The organism is Malikia spinosa (genome assembly GCF_002980625.1).
GTDB classification, from domain to species: Bacteria; Pseudomonadota; Gammaproteobacteria; order Burkholderiales; family Burkholderiaceae_C; genus Malikia; species Malikia spinosa.
Genome location: NZ_PVLR01000024.1, coordinates 36,260 through 55,822, shown reverse-complemented (window position 1 = coordinate 55,822; position 19,563 = coordinate 36,260). Strand labels below are relative to the sequence as shown.

Annotated in this window: 15 protein-coding genes; 9 read left to right on the top strand and 6 right to left on the bottom strand. The window is 63.4% G+C overall.

Features of this window, described 5'->3' with window-relative positions; all coding sequences use genetic code 11:
* Nucleotides 1–51 precede the first annotated feature (51 nt).
* Nucleotides 52–1,044 carry a hypothetical protein gene (locus tag C6P61_RS09345; protein ID WP_105729661.1) on the bottom strand — a complete coding sequence of 331 codons (993 nt, stop codon included), beginning with the start codon at nt 1,042–1,044 and terminating at the stop codon, nt 52–54.
* A 206-nt stretch (nt 1,045–1,250) separates the two neighbouring features.
* Between C6P61_RS09345 and C6P61_RS09340 the strand changes: the two genes are divergently transcribed.
* Nucleotides 1,251–2,381: a glycerophosphodiester phosphodiesterase gene (locus C6P61_RS09340; RefSeq protein ID WP_105729660.1), complete on the top strand. Its 1,131-nt coding sequence runs from the start codon at nt 1,251–1,253 to the stop codon at nt 2,379–2,381.
* A 4-nt stretch (nt 2,382–2,385) separates the two neighbouring features.
* Here the strand turns inward: C6P61_RS09340 and C6P61_RS09335 are convergent, their stop codons facing one another.
* The gene (locus C6P61_RS09335; RefSeq protein WP_105729659.1) at nt 2,386–3,003 is read right to left on the bottom strand and encodes a ParA family protein; all 618 of its coding nucleotides are present in this window, start codon (nt 3,001–3,003) and stop codon (nt 2,386–2,388) included.
* A 142-nt stretch (nt 3,004–3,145) separates the two neighbouring features.
* On the opposite strand from C6P61_RS09335, the gene ppk2 reads away from it, so the two are divergent.
* Both ppk2 and C6P61_RS09325 read left to right on the top strand, forming a co-directional pair.
* Nucleotides 3,146–4,072, top strand: coding sequence for a polyphosphate kinase 2 (gene ppk2 / locus C6P61_RS09330; RefSeq protein ID WP_105729658.1), 927 nt, complete (start codon nt 3,146–3,148; stop codon nt 4,070–4,072).
* A 14-nt stretch (nt 4,073–4,086) separates the two neighbouring features.
* Entirely contained in the window at nt 4,087–4,593 is a 507-nt protein-coding gene (locus C6P61_RS09325; protein ID WP_105729657.1) for an arsenate reductase ArsC, read from the top strand.
* Nucleotides 4,594–4,670: 77 nt separating this feature from the next.
* Here the strand turns inward: C6P61_RS09325 and folP are convergent, their stop codons facing one another.
* From folP to C6P61_RS09310, 3 genes are all read right to left on the bottom strand, one after another.
* Entirely contained in the window at nt 4,671–5,546 is an 876-nt protein-coding gene (gene folP, locus C6P61_RS09320; RefSeq protein ID WP_105729787.1) for a dihydropteroate synthase, read from the bottom strand.
* Between the two features lie 89 nt (nt 5,547–5,635).
* Entirely contained in the window at nt 5,636–7,549 is a 1,914-nt protein-coding gene (ftsH, locus tag C6P61_RS09315) for an ATP-dependent zinc metalloprotease FtsH (protein WP_105729656.1), read from the bottom strand.
* 127 nt (nt 7,550–7,676) lie between these two features.
* A complete protein-coding gene (locus tag C6P61_RS09310) occupies nt 7,677–8,345 on the bottom strand; it encodes an RlmE family RNA methyltransferase (protein ID WP_105729655.1) in 669 nt (222 codons plus the stop codon).
* A 105-nt stretch (nt 8,346–8,450) separates the two neighbouring features.
* On the opposite strand from C6P61_RS09310, the gene yhbY reads away from it, so the two are divergent.
* On the top strand, nt 8,451–8,927 hold the full coding sequence (gene yhbY / locus C6P61_RS09305) for a ribosome assembly RNA-binding protein YhbY (protein ID WP_105729654.1): 477 nt from the start codon (nt 8,451–8,453) through the stop codon (nt 8,925–8,927).
* A 118-nt stretch (nt 8,928–9,045) separates the two neighbouring features.
* On the opposite strand, the gene C6P61_RS09300 is transcribed toward yhbY, so the two are convergent.
* Complete coding sequence (locus C6P61_RS09300) at nt 9,046–9,573, bottom strand: HD domain-containing protein (protein WP_105729786.1); 528 nt, start codon at nt 9,571–9,573, stop codon at nt 9,046–9,048.
* A gap of 173 nt (nt 9,574–9,746) precedes the next feature.
* Here C6P61_RS09300 and C6P61_RS09295 point away from each other — a divergent pair, with 173 nt between their 5' ends.
* From C6P61_RS09295 to C6P61_RS09275, 5 genes are all read left to right on the top strand, one after another.
* The gene (locus tag C6P61_RS09295; protein ID WP_105729653.1) at nt 9,747–12,251 is read left to right on the top strand and encodes a type I restriction-modification system subunit M; all 2,505 of its coding nucleotides are present in this window, start codon (nt 9,747–9,749) and stop codon (nt 12,249–12,251) included.
* Complete coding sequence (locus tag C6P61_RS09290) at nt 12,244–13,557, top strand: restriction endonuclease subunit S (RefSeq protein WP_105729652.1); 1,314 nt, start codon at nt 12,244–12,246, stop codon at nt 13,555–13,557. The genes C6P61_RS09295 and C6P61_RS09290 overlap by 8 nt, the downstream gene beginning before the upstream one ends.
* Complete coding sequence (locus C6P61_RS09285) at nt 13,554–15,218, top strand: DNA glycosylase AlkZ-like family protein (RefSeq protein ID WP_105729651.1); 1,665 nt, start codon at nt 13,554–13,556, stop codon at nt 15,216–15,218. The genes C6P61_RS09290 and C6P61_RS09285 overlap by 4 nt, the downstream gene beginning before the upstream one ends.
* 96 nt (nt 15,219–15,314) lie before the next feature.
* A complete protein-coding gene (locus C6P61_RS09280) occupies nt 15,315–18,632 on the top strand; it encodes a type I restriction endonuclease subunit R (protein WP_105729650.1) in 3,318 nt (1,105 codons plus the stop codon).
* Nucleotides 18,632–19,324 carry a M48 family metallopeptidase gene (locus C6P61_RS09275; RefSeq protein WP_105729649.1) on the top strand — a complete coding sequence of 231 codons (693 nt, stop codon included), beginning with the start codon at nt 18,632–18,634 and terminating at the stop codon, nt 19,322–19,324. The genes C6P61_RS09280 and C6P61_RS09275 overlap by 1 nt, the downstream gene beginning before the upstream one ends.
* Nucleotides 19,325–19,563: the final 239 nt, after the last annotated feature.

The following is a 19,563-nucleotide window of genomic DNA, read 5'->3' as shown; positions in this document are numbered from 1 at the left end:
GGCTCTGGCGGCGCATGACATGACCAGGGGCTCGCCAGAGCCCCTGTTTTCTTATTGCTGGACGATCACCGGCTGGATATTGAAGACATGCCGGGTCCTGGGTTGGACCACGACCCGCACCCAGTGGATCGACGGGCTGCCGAAAGTCTGCAGACGGGTCAGATTGGGCAGCAGCTTGGCCGGGCTGTAGAGCGGCTTGTCGACCTTGAAGAAATGCGTGTCGCCATGCACCAGCAGCACCTGGCCGTCAAAGTATTGGGTTTCAGTCACCAGCGCGTCAACAAAACGACGGTAGGCGCTGACACCCTTGGCCTGGCTTTCGTCGACAGACCCGGTCTCGGGCAGGTCAAAGCCCGGATCGGCCTGCATCACGACCACGATACCGCGCGCCTTCATGGCGCTGGCCTTGGCAAAGCCCTCGCGCAGCCAGGTGATGTTGGCGGCATCGCGCTCGACATACTCGGCATTGGCCGCTTCGCACTGGCGGGCGCTGCGCGCGCTCTTGTCGCTGCATTCATACTCGTCGAGCACCAGATTGTTGTTCGAGCCCGGGATGTTGAAGGTCAGGAACGTGATGTCACGGTGCTGGAAACGGGCGTTCTCGACGAACTTCTCGCCCAGCTTGCCCTGGCGAGTCAGCTCCATCTGACGCTGGCCGAGGCTGCGCGTGCTCGGGATCATGACCCGGCGCAGATGGGCCAGTCGCTCAAGCGGATCGAAGCCGCCATTGTTCGTGCGGTGGCAATCGGTCCATTCGTTGTCGCCAGGCACATAGACCACGGGCTGCCTGATCTGGCCGAACATCTGCAGCGCCTGGGTATAGACCTCGTCGCTGCAAGCGGAACTGCCGTCCTTGATGTCGCCGTTGTAGATCGAGAAGGCAATGTCGGAGCCGCTGATGCTGCGCAGCAGGGCCGGCATCTTGGCCTCGTCACCCGCCTTCTTGTAAGGCATGTCGCCCCACAGGCCAAAGGAGAACGACTGGGCTTGTGCAGCCACCGCACAGAGCGAAAAGACAAATCCGGCAATCAAGCGCTTGTTCATGGTTTCAGGCTCCAAATTTCCCGCATATTAGCAAGTTGACAAGACAGCCCCATGAAACCCGCCGGCTGGCTCCGGCCTGGGGCGCGGATCGAGCGTCATGCACATGACACCAGACAGACGTGACCGTGACACAGTACCGAGCCAATGATGGCGGTCGACCCTGCCTAGCAGGGGACTCCTCCCTACCCTGCACTGAAACCTTGAACATGAAACTCAAAGCTTCCATCGCGCTCCTGTCACTGGCCCTGCTGCAAGCCTGCGGCGATGGCGAACCCGCCTTCCAGACCCTGTCGGGCGAAGCCCCTCTGGTCATCGGTCACCGCGGTGCCAGCGGCGAGCGCCCGGAGCACACGCTGGCGTCCTACCAGCTCGCCATCGAGCAGGGTGCCGACTTCATCGAACCCGACCTGGTGCTGACCCAGGACGGTGTCATGATCGCCCGTCACGAACCGATGCTCGGCGGCACGACCGACGTCGCGGCCAAGTTCCCGGCGCGCAAGACCAAGAAAATGGTTGACGGCGTTGAAACCGAAGACTGGTTCGCCAGCGACTTCACGCTGGCCGAGATCAAGACCCTGCGCGCGATCCAGGCCCGCTCGGGCCGCTCGAAGGCCTATGACGGTCAATTCCAGATCCCGACCCTCGACGAGGTGATCGCGCTGGCCAAGGAGCAGTCGAGCAAGACCGGCCGCACCATCGGCATCTACCCCGAGGTCAAGCACTCGACCTTCCACGCCGCCCTGTTCGGTGCCAACCGGTTCGAGGACAAGCTGGTCAGCACCCTGCACGCCGCCTACGGCAACACGGGCAAGGCGCCGGTCTTCATCCAGTCGTTCGAGGTCTCGAACCTGCAGTACCTCAACAGCAAGACCGACATCAAGCTGGTGCAGCTGATCGACGCCGACGACGTCAAGGACGACGGCAGCATGTCCCTGGTCGCGCCCTACCACAAGCCCTACGACTTCGTGGTCAAGGGTGACTCGCGCAGCTTCGGTGACCTGGTCAAGCCCGCCGGCCTCGACTTCATCAAGACCTATGCCGACGCCGTCGGCCCCTGGAAGCCCTACCTGGTCAAGACCGTCAACGACGGCGTCGAGCGCAGCGGCGACAGCAGCCTGAGCCTCAACGACCGTCGCGTTGACGGCAGCACCGGCGTGATCGAGAACGCACACGCGCGCGGCCTGCTGGTCCATACCTGGACCTTCCGCAACGACGCCAGCGGCTACGGCTTCAAGGACCCCAAGGCTGAAATGGAGTACTACATGAAGCTCGGCGTCGACGGCGTATTCACCGACTTCCCGGCCACCGGCGTGGCCGCGCTCAACGCCCTGCGCTGATCCTTCAGGCCTCGAGCCAGTCGCAGATCAGCTGCCACTGCTCGAGGTCCTTGGCCACCTGGCCCGGCGGCACATCGAACAGGGTCAGGCCGCGCATGGCCAGCCGGACATAGTTCTGGGTGTCGCGCAGATAGCCCAGTACCGGCAGCCCCAAGCCTTGGCAGAAATCGCGCAGATTCTCGGACGACAGGGTGCGCTGGTCGACCCGCATACCGACCACGGCGATGTCGAGCCCGGCCGCGCGCCGGCGCTCCTGAAGATCATCGACGAAGGCGCGCGTGGCCAGCATGTCGAACGGGCTGGGCTGCAGCGGAATCAGCAGCTTGTCGGCACGCTTGAGCACCTCCTTGATCTGCTTGCCGTGCAGGCCGCCCGGCGTGTCGATCACCACATGGCTGATGCCCTTGGGTGGACGCAGCTCATCGCTCGACGAAGCATTCCAGGACTGGATCGGTCGCGCATCGGCCGGTCGCATCCCGAGCCAGGCGCTCGAAGACTGCTGGATGTCGGCATCGCCGAGCATCACCTGGTGGCCGCGCCGGGCCAGATAGCCCGCCACGTTGGTGGCAAGGGTGGACTTGCCCACCCCACCCTTGGGATTGGCGACGACGATGACGGTCATGACTCTGTTCCTTGTGCGGCTGCCTGTGCAGCGCGAGGCCATTATCTTAGGCCTGTTGCCGCCCCAATGGACGCCATGCTTTTTGTCACCCGTTTGACATATACATTGCCTAAGATCCAGGATTATTTATTTTGGGATAGCCATGGCCGCCTCCAACCACGAAGACCTGATCAAGCGCATCGAGCGCGACTTGCTCGACAGCTACGATGAAGAGCTGGAACTGGAAATCGAGGATCGCAACCCGGATGCACTGGGAGTCGACCTCGGCGGGGCCGACAGCAACACCGACGAGCACAAGGCTCATCGCATGGCCTACTTCCGCGAGCTGTTCAAGCTGCAGGGCGAACTCGTCAAGCTGCAGGACTGGGTGGCAGCGAGCAAGCAGAAAGTCGTGATCCTGTTCGAAGGCCGGGACGCTGCCGGCAAGGGCGGCGTGATCAAGCGCATCACCCAGCGCCTGAACCCGCGCGTCTGCCGCACCGTCGCGCTGCCGGCGCCCAACGACCGCGAACGCACCCAGTGGTATTTCCAGCGCTATGTCGCCCATCTGCCGGCGGCCGGCGAGATGGTCTTGTTCGACCGCAGCTGGTACAACCGCGCCGGCGTCGAGAAGGTGATGGGCTTTTGCACCGATGACGAATACGAGGAGTTCTACCGCTCGGTGCCCGAGTTCGAGCGCATGCTGGTGCGCTCCGGCATCCGGGTCATCAAGTACTGGTTCTCGATCAGCGACGACGAACAGCACCTGCGCTTCCTGGGCCGGATCCACGATCCGCTCAAGCAGTGGAAGCTCAGCCCGATGGACCTCGAGTCGCGCCGGCGCTGGGAGGACTACACCCAGGTCAAGGAAACCATGCTCGAGCGCACCCACATCGAGGAAGCGCGCTGGTGGATCGTCGCGGCCGACGACAAGAAAAAGGCTCGCCTGAACTGCATCCATCACCTGCTGACCCAGTTCGATTACCACGAGATCGAGAAGCCGGAAGTCGTGCTGCCCAAGCGTGAGCGCAACCCCGACTACATCCGCCACCCCGTGCCTGACTCCATGATCGTGCCGGCAATTTATTGATGATAATCACGCCCATGATCGATCACCCGCCCATCAATGTCCTGTTCCTGTGCAGCCACAACGCGGCGCGCAGCCTGCTGGCCGAAGCCATCCTGAACCATGTCGGCGGCGCACGTTTTCGCGCCTTTTCGGCCGGTACCGAGCCCGCTCGTGACCAGCAGCCGCACCCCTTGACGCTTGAAGCGCTGCAAAGCGCAGGCGTGGACACGACCGGCCTGCACAGCAAGAGCTGGGACGAGTTCACCGGCCCCGACGCGCCGCAGATGGACCTGGTCATCACGGTCTGCGACGATGCCCATGGCGAGACCTGCCCGGTCTGGCCCGGTCATCCGGCCACCGCGCACTGGTCCTTCCCCGATCCGATGCAGGTCCAGGGCGACCGCGATGCGCTGCTCGAGATGTTCAAGCAGATCATGCACCGCATGCACCAGCGACTTGAACTGTTCATGAACCTGCCGCTGGCCAGCCTGGACCGGCTGGTGCTCGAAAGCCACGCCCGGGAAGTTGCAGCGCAGCACTGAACCCTGCAGCGCAGCAGCTCCGAGGCCGCCGGCAATGCCAGGCGGCCTTTTACATGGTTCAGATGGCGCGGCTCAGCTCAGGCCTGCGCCAGCATCGCCTGCCAGACCTTGATCGCGTCGACCGTCTCGCGCACGTCATGCACGCGCACGATGCGGGCGCCGCGCTCGATCGCGAGCAGATGCGCGGCCACGCTGGCCGCCACGCGCTCGCGCGGCACCTCGTGGCCCGTCACGCTGCCGAGCGAGGACTTGCGCGACCAGCCCGATAGCAGCGGGTAGCCCAACGCCAGCAGCTCCGGCTGGCGCGCCAGCAGCGCGAAGTTCTGCGCCACCGTCTTGCCAAAGCCGATGCCGTAGTCAAGCACGAGGCGTTCAGGCGCCACGCCCTGGGCCCGCAGTCGCTCGGCGCGCTGGCGCAGGAAGTCCACCACCTGCGGCACCACATCACCCGTCATCGGCGCGACCTGCATGCTGCGGGGCTCCAGGTGCATGTGCATCAGGCAGACACCGCAATCAGGGTGAGCTGCGACCACCTCGACGCCGCTGCCCTGCCCGCTCTCGAACGGCCGCTGCAGCGCCCAGACATCGTTGATGATGTCGGCGCCCAGGTCCAGGCAGGCCTGCATCACCTCGGGCTTGTAGGTATCGATCGACAGCGGCACGCCGAGCTTGAGCGCCAGGCGCAACACCGGCAGCACGCGGTCGAGCTCGTCTTGCAGCGACACCGGCGGCGCGCCCGGACGGGTCGACTCGCCGCCGATGTCGAGAATGGTCGCGCCGTCTTTCAGCAACTGCTCGGCATGGGCCAGCGCGCGCGCCGGGTCATCGTGCCGGCCACCGTCCGAGAACGAATCGGGCGTGACGTTGACGATGCCCATGACCTGGGGCTGACCCAGGTCGATCTCGAAGCGGGTGGTTTTCCAGACAGGGGCTTGGTGCAGTTCGGCGGTCATGTCGGAGAGCGCCATGCGGGCGCGGCAAGCAGGGAAACAGGAATGAAAAAACCGGGGCCAGGCCCCGGTCATGATCTTGGCTGGCTATTTCAGGCCACCGTCGGTGTCGGGTCGGCCTTGACCGACGGCGGGCCGCCATCGCTGCCACCGGCCGGCGGATTGCGCGGCACGAAGTCCTTGGGCGGGCGCGGCGGCTTGCCGGCCATGATGTCGTCAATCTGGTCGATCTCGATGGTCTCCCACTCGAGCAGGGCCTTGGCCATCGCATGCATCTTGTCGCTGTGCTCCTCGATCAGATGACGGGCCTGGCTGTACTGCTCGTCGATGATGCGGCGCACCTCGGTATCGACCTTGCGCATGGTGTCCTCGCTCATGTGCGTGGTCTTGGTGACCGAACGGCCCAGGAACACCTCGCCCTCGTTCTCGGCGTAGACCATCGGGCCCAGCGCCTCGCTCATGCCGTAGCGCATCACCATGTCGCGCGCGATCTGGGTCGCACGCTCGAAGTCGTTGGAAGCGCCGGTGGTCATCTGGTGCATGAACACCTCTTCGGCGATGCGGCCACCGAACAGCATGCTGATCTGGTTCAGCATGAACTCGCGGTCATAGCTGTAGCGGTCCTTCTCGGGTAGGCTCATGGTCACGCCCAGCGCACGGCCGCGCGGGATGATGGTGACCTTGTGCACCGGGTCGCACTTGGGCAGCAGCTTGCCGATCAGCGCGTGACCGGCCTCGTGGTAGGCGGTGTTGCGACGCTCTTCCTCGGGCATGACCATCGACTTGCGCTCGGGGCCCATGATGATCTTGTCCTTGGCCTTCTCGAAGTCCTGCATCTCGACCACGCGGGCGCTGCGACGCGCGGCCATCAGGGCGGCCTCGTTGCACAGGTTGGCCAGGTCGGCGCCGCTCATGCCGGGCGTGCCGCGGGCGATGATGCCGGCATTGACGTCGGTACCGAGCGGGACCTTGCGCATGTGGACGTTGAGGATCTGCTCGCGGCCGCGGATGTCGGGCAGCGTGACATAGACCTGGCGGTCGAAACGGCCCGGACGCAGCAGCGCGGCGTCGAGGATGTCGGGACGGTTGGTCGCGGCGATCACGATCACGCCCAGGTTGGTCTCGAAGCCGTCCATCTCGACCAGCATCTGGTTGAGGGTCTGCTCGCGCTCGTCATTGCCACCGCCGACACCAGCACCACGCTGACGACCGACCGCGTCGATCTCGTCGATGAAGATGATGCAGGGGGCGTTCTTCTTGGCGTTCTCGAACATGTCGCGCACGCGGGCCGCGCCGACGCCGACGAACATCTCGACGAAGTCGGAGCCCGAGATGCTGAAGAACGGCACCTTGGCTTCGCCAGCGATCGACTTGGCCAGCAAGGTCTTGCCGGTGCCCGGGGGGCCGACCAGCAGCAGGCCGCGCGGAATGCGACCGCCGAGCTTCTGGAACTTGGTCGGGTCCTTCAGGAAGTCGACCACTTCCTTGACCTCTTCCTTGGCCTCGTCGCAACCGGCGACATCGGCGAAGGTCACGGTGTTGGTGCTCTCGTCGAGCATGCGCGCCTTGCTCTTGCCGAAGCTGAAAGCACCGCCCTTGCCGCCGCCCTGCATCTGGCGCATGAAGTAGACCCAGACCCCGATCAGCAGCAGCATCGGACCCCAGCTCACCAGCAGCGTCATCAGCAGCGAACCTTCTTCGCGCGGACGTACGTCGAAGTCGATGTTGTTGGCGCGCAGGTCACCGACCAGACCGCGGTCGAGGTAGGTCGCCGTGGTGCGCACGCGCTTGCCGTCCATCGTCTCGGCAACGATCTCGGTGCCGTTGGGAGACTCCTGGATCGTCGCCTTCTTGATGCGCTGAGCCTGGACCTCGTCGAGGAACTCGGAATAGCCCATGTAGCCGGCGCCAGCGCTGGTCCTGCCATCGAACTGCTTGAAGACGGTAAACAGCACCATGGCTACGACCAGCCAGACACCAACTTTGGAAAACCAGGGGTTGTTCAAAACGGACTCCCGAACGAAAACGCGATGTACTGATAGATTGGCGCCATTCTAGGGGTTTCAAGCGCCGGGCTGACAGCCAGGGTCTAGAACCCTACAGATGCCGTGGATAGAAAAAATTGATGCTCGCTCACTTGAGACCGATTCCGACCAAAAAGGTTTCAGAAGACTTGTCGCGCGAGGACTTGGGCTTGATCGGCTTGACCAGCTTGAAGCTGTCCTTGAACAGCTTGACCATGTCCTGGTAGGCGCCGCCGTGGAAGATCTTGACCACCAGCGCGCCGTCGGGCTTGAGGTGAGCCTTGGAGAAATCGACCGCCAGCTCGATCAGCAGCGCAATGCGCGCGGCATCGACCGAATCGATGCCCGACAGGTTGGGCGCCATGTCCGACACCACGGTATCGACCAGGCGATGGCTGCCGTCGGGCAGCTGCAGCTTGGCCTCGAGCTCGGCCAGCACCGCTTCCTCGCGGAAGTCGCCCTGGATGAACTGCACGCCCTCGATCGGCTCCATCGGCAGCAGGTCGAGGCCGATGATCATGCCGTTGAGCTCGCCGACAGCGGCACCGGTCGGCGACAGGCGCCGGCGCAGGTACTGGCTCCAGGCCCCCGGCGCGCAGCCCAGGTCGACCACACAGTGGCCGGGCCGGATCAGATGGAAGGTTTCGTCAATTTCCTTGAGCTTGTAGGCCGCGCGCGCGCGGTAACCCTCTCTGACGGCCAGTTTGACCCAGGGATCGTTGACATGTTGGTTCAGCCAGGCCTTGTTGACCTTCTTGCTCTGCGTTTTTACTTTCATTCAGCCTCGATTGTCACACGTCGGCCACCATCTTGCCGGCGGTCCACTGATCGAGCACGCAGCAGAAGTCCCCACCGAGCGCGCGCGATCCGGGATAATCGCATCATGCCTCAAATTATTCTGACTCCTGCCCAGCGCAAACCCTTCCGCTCGGACGCCCACCATCTCGACCCGGTCGTGCTGATCGGCGGCGATGGCCTGACCGAAGCCGTCAAGAAGGAAGTCGACGCCGCACTCAAGGCCCATGGCCTGATCAAGGTGCGCGTGTTCTCGGACGACCGCGACCAGCGCACCGCCTACCTCGAGCAACTGGCCGAGGAACTCGACGCCGCGGCGATCCAGCATATCGGCAAGCTGCTGGTGCTGTGGCGCCCGATCCCCGAGAAGGAACGCACCATCGACGAGGACCGCATGCCGGGCCCGCGCGATGTCAAGGTCCTCAAGTACAGCTCCAAGGGCGGCCAGCGCCCCGAGGTCAAGCAGGTTCGCGTGCTCGGCAACGAGCGCCTGACCTTCGGCGGCCTGGTCAAGCGCGCCAAGAAGGTGACCCAGAAGAGCAGCAAGAAGGCGCACCAGAAGTAACTCACTCATTTCATTGAGTTTTTTCATCCATCTTGCGATGCGCAGGATGGATCACTTTGCGTCGAAATACCCTGCGAAGCCTGGCGCCAGCGCGACGCGGACTGACGCGCCAATGCAGTCAGCGAAGCTCGGCCTGGCGGGCCAGCAGTCCGTCGAACACGGCTTCAAGCCCGGGATGGACGCCGCGGACACCGGCAACCACCTGGGCAGCCCAGCTGAAGTAGCCCTGCTTGCGCTCTGCCGACCAATCGGCGGGCGGCGAGGCCAGGATATCGCGCAGGTTGCAGATCTTGTCGGCCAGCTTCACGAGCTTGGCCTCCCGCGAGATATGCGGGGCATGCTCGATCTGGCGCTGCTTGCGCACAGGCTTATCCAGCGACTTGTCGTCGGTCACTTCCAGGACAATCGCGGTAACCTGCGGACCGAAGATGGCTGCCAGCTCTGCCGATGAGGTCTCGGTGTCCTCGATCGTGTCGTGCAGCACCGCCGCACACAGTACGGCCACATCAGCGACACCGCCCTCGTTGGCCAGCACGCTGGAGAGCGCGATCGGATGGTTGATGTAGGGCGAGGCGTCAGCATCCTTGCGGCGCTGGTTCCGGTGCTTGTCGGCCGCGAAGGCCACGGCCTTGACGAACAGGCCGATGATGGCCGGGTTTGGATGCATCTGTCGGTCCTTCTGCTGGATATATTGCGCTCGTGGGGCAATGGCGCGATTTTGCTGCACTTCAGCTTGCAAGCGCCAGACACAAAAAATGAAGAACGCCGGCTGTCGCGCTTTGTTTTTTGAACACAATTGGATCGAATCAGATACTTCATATGCCATTGACTCTGCCCCAACTGGAGCGCCACCTGTTCAAAGCCGCCGACATCCTGCGCGGCAAGATGGACGCCGCCGAGTTCAAGGAATACATCTTCGGCATGCTGTTCCTCAAGCGCTGCTCCGACGTCTTCGAGCAACGCCAAGAGGAAGTCATGCGTCTCGAGCGCGAGGCAGGCAAGACCGAACTCGAGGCCATCGTCTCGGCGGCGAACCCGCGCTGGTACAAGCGGGACGGCTACTTCTGGGTTCCGCCGCAGTCGCGCTACCAGACGCTGCTCAACGACGCTCACCAGAACGTTGGCGACTACCTGAACAAGGCACTCACAGGCATCGAGGGCGAGAACACCAGCCTGTACGACGTGCTGGAGCACATCGACTTCACCCGCAAGGTCGGCCAGAGCAAGATACCCGACATCAAGCTGCGCCAGTTGATCACCCACTTCGGCATCTACCGCCTGCGCAACGAGGACTTCGAGTTCCCCGACCTGCTCGGTGCAGCCTATGAGTACCTGATCGGCGAGTTCGCCGACTCGGCCGGCAAAAAGGGCGGCGAGTTCTATACCCCGCGCTCAGTAGTGCGGATGATGGTCCGGCTGATCAAGCCAACCCTGGCCCATGACATCTACGACCCCTGCTGTGGCTCTGGCGGCATGCTGATTGCGGCCAAGGAATACATCGACGAGCACGGCGAAAACGGCCGCAAGGCCAACCTGTTCGGGCAGGAGTTCAACGGCACCGTCTGGTCCATCGCCAAGATGAACATGCTGCTGCACGGTATCAGTACCGCCAACCTGCAGAACGACGACACCCTGGCCGAGCCGCAGCATGTCGAAGGCGGCGAGTTGATGCACTTCGACCGGGTGCTCACCAACCCGCCGTTCTCGATCCACTGGGGCAACACCGAACAGAACGCCGACGGCACACCTGCCTGGGCGCCGAAGTTTCCCGAGCGTTTCCGCTACGGTCAGGTGCCGCTGGGCGCCAAGAAGGCCGACTTGATGTTTTTGCAGCACATGCTGGCCGTCACCCGCGACGGCGGCATGGTGGCCACCGTCTTGCCGCATGGTGTCCTGTTCCGGGGTGGTGAGGAGAAGACCATTCGCGCCGGCATCATCGAAGACGACCTGCTGGAAGCCGTGATCGGCGTCGCGCCCAACCTGTTCTACGGCACTGGCATCCCCGCCTGCATCCTGGTGCTGCGCCAGCAGGTGGCCAACGGCGCCAGCCGTGTCAGCGGCAAGCCCGCCGAACGCCAGGGCAAGGTGCTGTTCATCAACGCCGACCGCGAGTTCTTCGAAGGCCGGGCGCAGAACTACCTGCTGCCCGAGCACATCGAGAAGATCGTCACCACCTTCGACGAGTTCCAGGCGGTGCCGGGCTTCTCGGCCATCGTGGACAACGCCACGCTGAAAGCCAACGACTACAACCTCAACATCCGCCGCTACGCCGACAACGCCCCGCCGCCCGAGCCGCACGACGTGCGTGCCCATCTGGTGGGCGGCGTGCCCAAAGCAGAAGTGGATGCCAAGGCCACGCTGTTCAAAGCCCACGGCCTGAGCCCGCTGGACCTGCTCATCGAGCGTGATGCGAAGTACCTGGACTTCCGGCCCGAACTGACCAGGCGCCAGGATCTCAAGCCTGCCATCGAAGGCAATGCCGGGCTGGTCGTCAAGGAAGCCGCCATCCGTTCAGCGTTCGAACAGTGGTGGCAGCAGCACAGCGCACGCATCACAGCGCTGGCCGGTCAAATGGACAACGCATCCAGCCTGGTCGCCCTGCGCAACGACCTGCTGGCCAGCTTCAGCGAGTCGCTGGAAGCGATCGGCATGCTCGACCCCTTCCAGGTGCGCGGCATCGTCGCCGGCTTCTGGTACCAGACCAAGTACGACTTCCTCACCCTGATGGCGCGCGATGCCAAGGGCGTGATGGATGCATGGCGCACCAGCATCGTCACTGCGCTGGAAGACAAGTCCAGCAAAGAGCGCCCTCTGGAGCACAAGCTGGTCAAGTTCCTGATGAGCGACTTCGTCGAGGCCATCAGTGAGCTTGAGGCAAAGAAGGCCGAGTTAGACAGCAAGATAAAGGCCGCAAGCCCCAAGGATGATGAGGGTGAGGACAGTACGGAAGCGGACGCCGAGGTCGCAGGCGGGGACGAGGACAACGAGAACGTCGTGGAAGAGGCACAGCTCAAAACCTGGAAGAAGGAACTCGCCACAGTCAAGAAACAACTCAAGGCCAAGCACGACAGCTTCAAGCAGCACATCGGCACCGCTGTGGAAGGGCTGACGCCAGAAGCCGCCGCCGATCTGCTGCTGACCATCCTGCACGACGACATGCGCGCGATCGTCGAGCGCTACATCACTGCCCAGCGCAAAGCCATCGTCGCCGCGTTCGAGAATTGGTGGGACAAGTACCGCGTGACGCTGACAGAAATCGAGGGCAGGCGGGATGCCGCGACACAGGCGTTGCAGGGATTCTTGAAGGGGTTGGGGTATGTCTGATTGGTTCGATGGCCAGCTTGCCGACTCAATCGCTGCCCTCAATGCTGGAGTGAGTGTCAACGCTGAGGACCGTCCACATGGGTCTGGCGAAATCGGCGTCCTCAAGACCAGCGCCGTCAGTGGCGGCCAGTTCTTACCGGACCAGAACAAGACTGTCGTTGAGCATGAGCGTCGTCTCGTCGCCGAACCGGTACAGGGTGATTCAATTCTGGTGAGCCGCATGAATACGCCGGCACTCGTCGGCGAATCCTGCTATGTACGCGAGGCGCATCCGTCACTGTTTTTGCCGGATCGACTCTGGCAACTGAAGCCCAAAGACAGCACGAAGATCAGCATGCGCTGGATGTCTTTCGTTCTGCAGTCAGCCGCATATCGCCGCCATGTTGAGGTTCATGCGACGGGCACCAGCGGCAGCATGAAGAACTTGCCAAAGTCCAAGCTGCTGGCGTTACCGATTAGCTATCCGGGGCTGACCGAGCAGGCACAGATCGCCCAGATCCTCGACACCCTTGACACGGCCATCTTTGAAACCGAGTCGATCATCGCCAAGCTCAAAGCAGTCAAGCAAGGCCTGCTTCACGATCTGCTGACGCGCGGCATCGATGCCAACGGCGAACTGCGCCCGCCCCAGGCCGAAGCTCCCCATCTCTACAAGGAGTCGCCTCTGGGGTGGATTCCGCAGGATTGGGACACCGCCACCTTGGAATCGGTGTCCTCCACAGTGACCAGCGGTTCGAGAGACTGGGCGCGCTACTATTCCGAGAGTGGCGCACTGTTCGTTCGCATTGGCAACCTGACACGCGAACACATCAATTTCCGCTTCGACTCCACGATTTACGTACGACCGCCACGCAATGCTGACGGGCAGCGGACCCGACTAGAACCAGGTGATATTCTGATTTCGATCACCGCGGATCTAGGTATCGTGGGGGTTATTCCTGAGGGAATGGGCGAGGCATACATCAATCAGCACATCGCCGTAGTTCGGCCAAGTTTTAGTGCTGTCAACCCGAGATTCGTTGGCCATTACTTGGCCTGCCCGGTCGCTCAGATATACATCAGTCAGTTGAACGACGCCGGGGCCAAGGCTGGCCTGAATCTACCGACCGTTCGCGGACTTTTAACAGTGCGGCCTGAGCGCCGTGAGCAGGACCTCATCGCTGAGCGGCTGGACGAGATCGACAAACGCATCCAGAACGCCGCTATCGAAGTCGCAAAGCTGCGCGAACTCAAAGCTGGCCTGATGGACGACCTCCTCACCGGCCGCGTCCGCGTCACGCCCTTGCTTGAGGCCGCCGCCCCATGACCGACGCCTTGCCCAGCGCCGAATCGCTCACCGTCGAATTCAAGAGCGACCTGAAAAAGCTGCCGGACCGCGAACTGGTCGAGGCCATCGTCTGCCTGGCCAACGCCGAAGGTGGCGAGCTGTGGCTGGGCGTGGAAGATGACGGCCGCCCTACTGGACTGCATGTTGATCACCAGATGCTGGCGGGTCTGGCCGGGATGGTCGCGGCGCGGACCTCTCCCTCACTCACGGTTCGGGTGTCCTCGGTCGAGGCTGCGGGAGTGTGCGTCGCCCGCATCGAGGTGCCCAAGGCCCAAGGCGAGGTGGCCACCAACAACGGCGTCTATCTGCGCCGCCGCCTCAAGTCCGATGGCAGCCCCGAGTGTGTACCCATGCTGCCCCACGAGCGGATCAGCCGCGCCTCCAGCTTCGGGTTGATCGACGTGTCGGGACAGCCAGTGGCGGGCACCACGCTGGCCGACCTGGACCCGCTTGAGCGCGAGCGCCTGCGCCAGGCCGTGCAGCAGTACGGTGGCGACCGGGTGCTGCTGGAACTGGACGACGAGGCACTGGACGGCGCGCTGGGCCTGACCGCCCGCCTGCAGGACGGCACCCGCGTGCCGACGCTGACCGGTCTGCTGCTGGTGGGCCGCGAGGGCGCGTTACGCGAGCGGGTGCCGACCCACGAATTTGCGTTCCAAGTGCTGGCGCAGCAGGCGGTGCGCTTCAACGAATTCCGCCGTTTTCCGCTGCTCAAGGCGCTCGACTGGCTTGAGACCAACTTCCGCCCCTACAACCCGGAGGAGGAGATCCAGGTCGGCCTGTTCCGCGTTCCGGTGCCGATGGTGGACATGGCGGCCTTCCGCGAAGCGGTTGCCAATGCCCTGATCCACCGCGACTACCACCGCCTGGGCGCCGTCCATGTGCGGCTGGAGGACGAGGCGCTGGTGGTGAGCAACCCCGGCGGGCTGATGGACGGCGTGACGCTGGCCAACCTGCTGGTGACCGAACCGCGCCCGCGCAACCGCACTCTGGCAGATGCGATGAAGCGGGTTGGTGTGGTGGAGCGCTCGGGGCGAGGCGTGGACACGATCTTCCGGGGCATGCTCAAGTTCGGCCGCCCCAGCCCCGACTATTCGCGCACGGATTCCCACAGCGTGGTAGTACGCCTGCCCACCGAGCCAGCCGATCTGGACTTCCGCCGACTGGTGGTAGAAGAGGAACGGCGCAGGAGTGCCGAGTTGCCGATCGACAGCCTGATTGCGCTGGCTGCCGTGCGCGAACTCAAGCGGGTGACTGCAGAGGAGCTGGCCAGCCGCATCCAGCGCGACGCAGCCAGTGCCAAGCGCACGCTGGAGGCACTGACCGAGGCCGGGTTGGTGGAAGCGCACGGCAACGCGCGGGGGCGCAGTTACACGCTGTCGGCTGCCGTGTACCAGCGCCAGGGCGACAAGGCTGCCTACACCCGACAGGCCGGCTTCACGGACCTGCAGAACGAGCAGCTAGTGCTGAACTATGTGCGCCAGCACGGGCAAATCAAACGGGCGGACGTGATGGAGCTGTGTCGCCTGGGCGAGAACCAGACCAAGGCGTTGCTCTCCCGATTGAAGGGGGATGGGCGGTTGACCCAACATGGCACGCGTCGAGGCAGCTACTACACCACCGGCCCCGATGCACCATGACGCATAGTTATGGTGCGTTATGGGAGTTTATGGAAGTTATGGCGTGCGAGTTTGAAGTTATGTCGGAAATGGTTCTGGCAGATTAAGGGAAAAGACATGGGCTGGGAGCTTGACGACGTCGAAAAACCTTTCGTGGCGCAGCTGCTGGCGCAGGGCTGGCAACACATCGAGGGTAGTCTGGACGACCCGTCAATCACGGGCCGCACCAGTTTTGCCGAGGTGCTGCAGGAGCATGCCTTGCGCCAGCAACTGCGTGCCCTGAACCCCGGCCCGCACGGTCAGCCCTGGCTGGACGATGCTCGCTTGTCCGAAGCGGTGGCAGCCATTACCCGACTGGGCACACATAAGCTGATGGAGGCCAACCAGAAGGCTACCGAGCTGCTGATCAAGGGCCTGACCGTCGAAGGCCTGCCGGGCTGGGACGGCGGCCGCGGCCAGACCATCCGCTACATCGACTGGGAAACTCCATCCAACAACCGCTTCACGGTGGTCAACCAGTACCGCGTCGACTGCCCGCCCGGGTTCAACAGTGCCAAGGCCTTTATCGTGCCCGACCTGGTGCTGCTGGTGAACGGCATCCCCCTGGTGGTAGTGGAATGCAAGAGCCCTGCTATCCCAGAGCCGCTGGCCGACGCGGTGGACCAGCTGCGTCGTTACAGCAACCAGCGCAAGGCCGCCTTCGAGGTGGATGACAACGAGGGCAACGAGGCCCTGTTCGCTACCAACCAGCTGCTGGTGGCGACCAGTTTCGACGAGGCACGGGTCGGTTGCGTGGGCGCGGGCCTGGAGCACTTCGCGCAGTGGAAAACGGTAGTCGGCCCGCATGGCTCCGGCAGCGAGATCGAAGTGGCACAAGGCCTGGGCAAATCCGGTCTGTCGGAACAGGAGCGCCTGATCGCTGGCCTGCTGAAACCGTCGCATCTGCTCGACGTAGTGAAGAACTTCCAGCTCTTCATGCAGGTGGGCGGCCAGACCATCAAGTCGGTGTGCCGTTACCAGCAATACCGGGCGGTGAACCGTGCCATCGCAAGGCTCAAGACCGGCCAGACCCGGCTGCAACACGGCGAGCACGACCAGCGCGGCGGCATCATCTGGCACACCCAGGGCTCGGGCAAGTCGCTCACGATGGTGTTCCTGGTGCGCAAGATGCGTGCAGATGCCCAGCTGCGGCGCTTCAAGGTCATCGTGGTCACCGACCGCAAGGACTTGCAAAGTCAGCTCTCGGTCACTGCGACGCTCACCGGCGAGGTGGTGGAGGTAGCGGACAGCACGACGGGCGTGAAGGCGCTGGCCCGCCGCAAGGGGCCAGGCCTGGTCTTCGCCACCATCCAGAAGTACCGCGACAACGACATGGTGGGCGATGCCCCGCTGACGGCAGACGACTTGCCCAAGGCCGAGACCGCCAGTGGCAGCTACAAGACCAGCAGGAAGTACGAGCTGCTGAACGAGGACGACTGCATCCTGGTGTTGGTGGACGAAGCCCACCGCACCCAGGCAGGCGATCTGCACGCCAACCTGCTAGCCGGGCTGCCCAACTGCGCACGCATCGGCTTCACCGGCACGCCGATCATCATGGGCGAGAAGAAGCGCACTCATGAAATCTTCGGCGAGTTCATCGACTGCTACACCATCAAGGAAGCCGAGGCTGACGGCGCCACGGTGCCGGTCCTCTACGAAGGGCGCACGGCCAACGGTGCAGTCAAGGACGGCGCCAGCCTGGACGAGCTGTTCGAGGACCTGTTCCGCCAATACAGCCCGGACGAGCTGGAAACGATCAAGCAGAAATACGCCACCAAGAGCCACATCTTCGACGCGCCATCGCTGATTGCCGACAAGGCGCGCGACATCATCCGGCACTTCGTGACCAACATCCTGCCCAATGGCTACAAGGCGCAGGTGGTGGCGTACAGCCGGTTGGCCGCGATCTGCTACTTTGAAGCGCTCAAGACCGCGCGCGACGAGTTGCTGGTCGATGCGGAGGCGCTCAGTCCGCAAGACAAGGCCATGGACGACGAAGCCTTGTGCAAGCGTCCTCCCAAGGTGCAGGCGGTGGTGCAGGCCTGGCGCTACCGCGACACGCTGGCACGCCTCGAGTTCGCTCCCATCATCTCGGGCAGCAACAACGACGATCCAGCCTGGAAGACCTGGACCGACGGCACGGCACACGAGGCGCTGATCAAGCGCTTCAAGAAGCCGCTGTTCCATGCCGACCCCAACAAGACCGATCCGCTGGCCTTCCTGGTGGTGAAATCGATGCTGCTGACCGGTTTCGACGCACCGATCGAAGGCGTGATGTACCTGGATCGCCCGATCCGCGAGGCGGAGCTGCTGCAGGCCATTGCCCGTGTCAACCGGACCGGCTTTGGCAAGCGCTGCGGCATCGTGGTGGATTACTTCGGCGTGGCGCAGCACCTGAAAGAAGCGCTGGCCGCCTACGCCGACGAGGACGTGGAAGGTACGCTTACCAGCCTGAAGGATGAGATTCCAGTGTTGCGTGACCGGCATCTGCGAGTGGTGGACCTGTTCCGCCAGCAGGGCATCGAGTCGCTGGACGACACGGAGGCCTGCGTCGAAGCGCTGGGCAGCGAGAAGCTGCGTGCCGAGTTCGCGGTCAAGCTCAAGGCTTTCCTGGGGTCGCTGGATACGGTGCTGCCGCGCCCCGAAGGACTGCCCTACTCGGGTGATGCGAAGAAACTGGCCTACATCCACGCCCGGGCGCGCAACCGCTACAAGGACACCCCTGTCCTGGGCAAGGACGTCGGCGCCAAGGTACGCAAGCTGATCGACGACCACGTGATCTCGCTGGGCATCGACCCCAAGATCCCGCCGATCCATCTGACCGATGCCGAGTTCGACACGCACGTCGCCCGCGCAGCAAACGACCGAGCCAAGGCATCCGAGATGGAGCATGCGATCCGCTCGCACATCCGCAAGCACACGGAGGAAGACCCGGTGCTGTACCGCAAGCTGTCCGAGCGGCTGAATGAGATCCTGAAAACCTTGGGCGAACAGTGGAACGAGTTGATCGCCCAGTTGCAGAAGATCATCGACGAATTGCGCAGCGACCAGGCTGGCACTGACGAAGCGCCGAGCGATCTGCCCGCACATTGCGCGCCTTTCCTGCGCACCGTGCTCGATGTGGTGAGTGCGGGCCAGACGCCTCAGCCTGGTGAACTGCTGCGGCTAAAGGACGTGACCGTCGAGTTGGTAGACCTGCTGACGCAGGAGCTGCAGAGCAACCGCAATATCTGGAGCCCTCACAAGCGAGCGGCGCAAGATGACCTGAACGGACAGCTGTTCGACCACCTGATGCGCCTGCGACCTCCGTTGGTGAATGCTGACAAAGCAGGCGTGCTGGCAGACAAGCTGATGGAGCAGGCCCGCGCCTCGCACGACAAGCTGATGCAGGTCTGATGATGATGGTGGTAGGCGATCTACAGTTCACGGTGCAGCGCAGCGCGCGGCGCAGGACGATGCAGATCACGGTCGAGCGTGATGGCGAGCTGGTGTTGTTTGCCCCGCCGCAGGTGGGCGATGATCAGTTGCGCGCTTTCGTCGAAGAAAAGCGCTTCTGGATCTACACCAAGCTTGCCGCGAAAGACCGCCTCCAGCGTACGGTACCGCGCAAGGAGTTCGTCGGGGGCGAAGGCTTTCTGTACCTCGGGCGTAGCCATCGGCTCAAGCTGATCGACGAGCAGGATATGCCTCTGAAATTAGTGGCCGGCCGCTTCTGCCTGCGTCGCGATGCGCTGCCAGCAGCCCGTGATCACTTCATCCACTGGTACAGCGAACGTGCCAAGGCCTGGCTGTCCGGCCGCGTCGCCGAATACCAGAGCCGAATGGAAGTGGAGCCAGCCGGAGTGAAGTTACAGGACCTGGGCTACCGCTGGGGCTCGTGTGGCAAGGGCAACTGGCTGTACTTCCACTGGAAGACGATCCTGTTGCCCGCGCGCATCGCCGAGTACGTGGTGGTGCATGAAATCGCCCACCTGCACGAACCGCACCACACCCCTGCGTTCTGGCTGCGCGTCGAGCGCGCCATGCCGGATTACGCCCAGCGCAAGGTCTGGCTGGCCGAGCATGGCATCGATGTCGAAGGGATCTGAAAACGATGGCGGACTATTCAACAGGACTTTTTCCCGATGGGGTCGAGGCGGCGCTCAGCAGCCAGCGGCTCTTCGGACTCGCTGCAGCACCCGGGTGAAAGCCTTCGAAGCGCTTTGCAGGTCGATGACCGCTTGAGGAACACCGATCAACGCGGGGCTGGCTGCGTGACCCCGTGCCAGCCAAGTGACAAGCACCTGATATTCTTGATGGCTGAGGCAAGCCAGTGCTTGCATTTTCT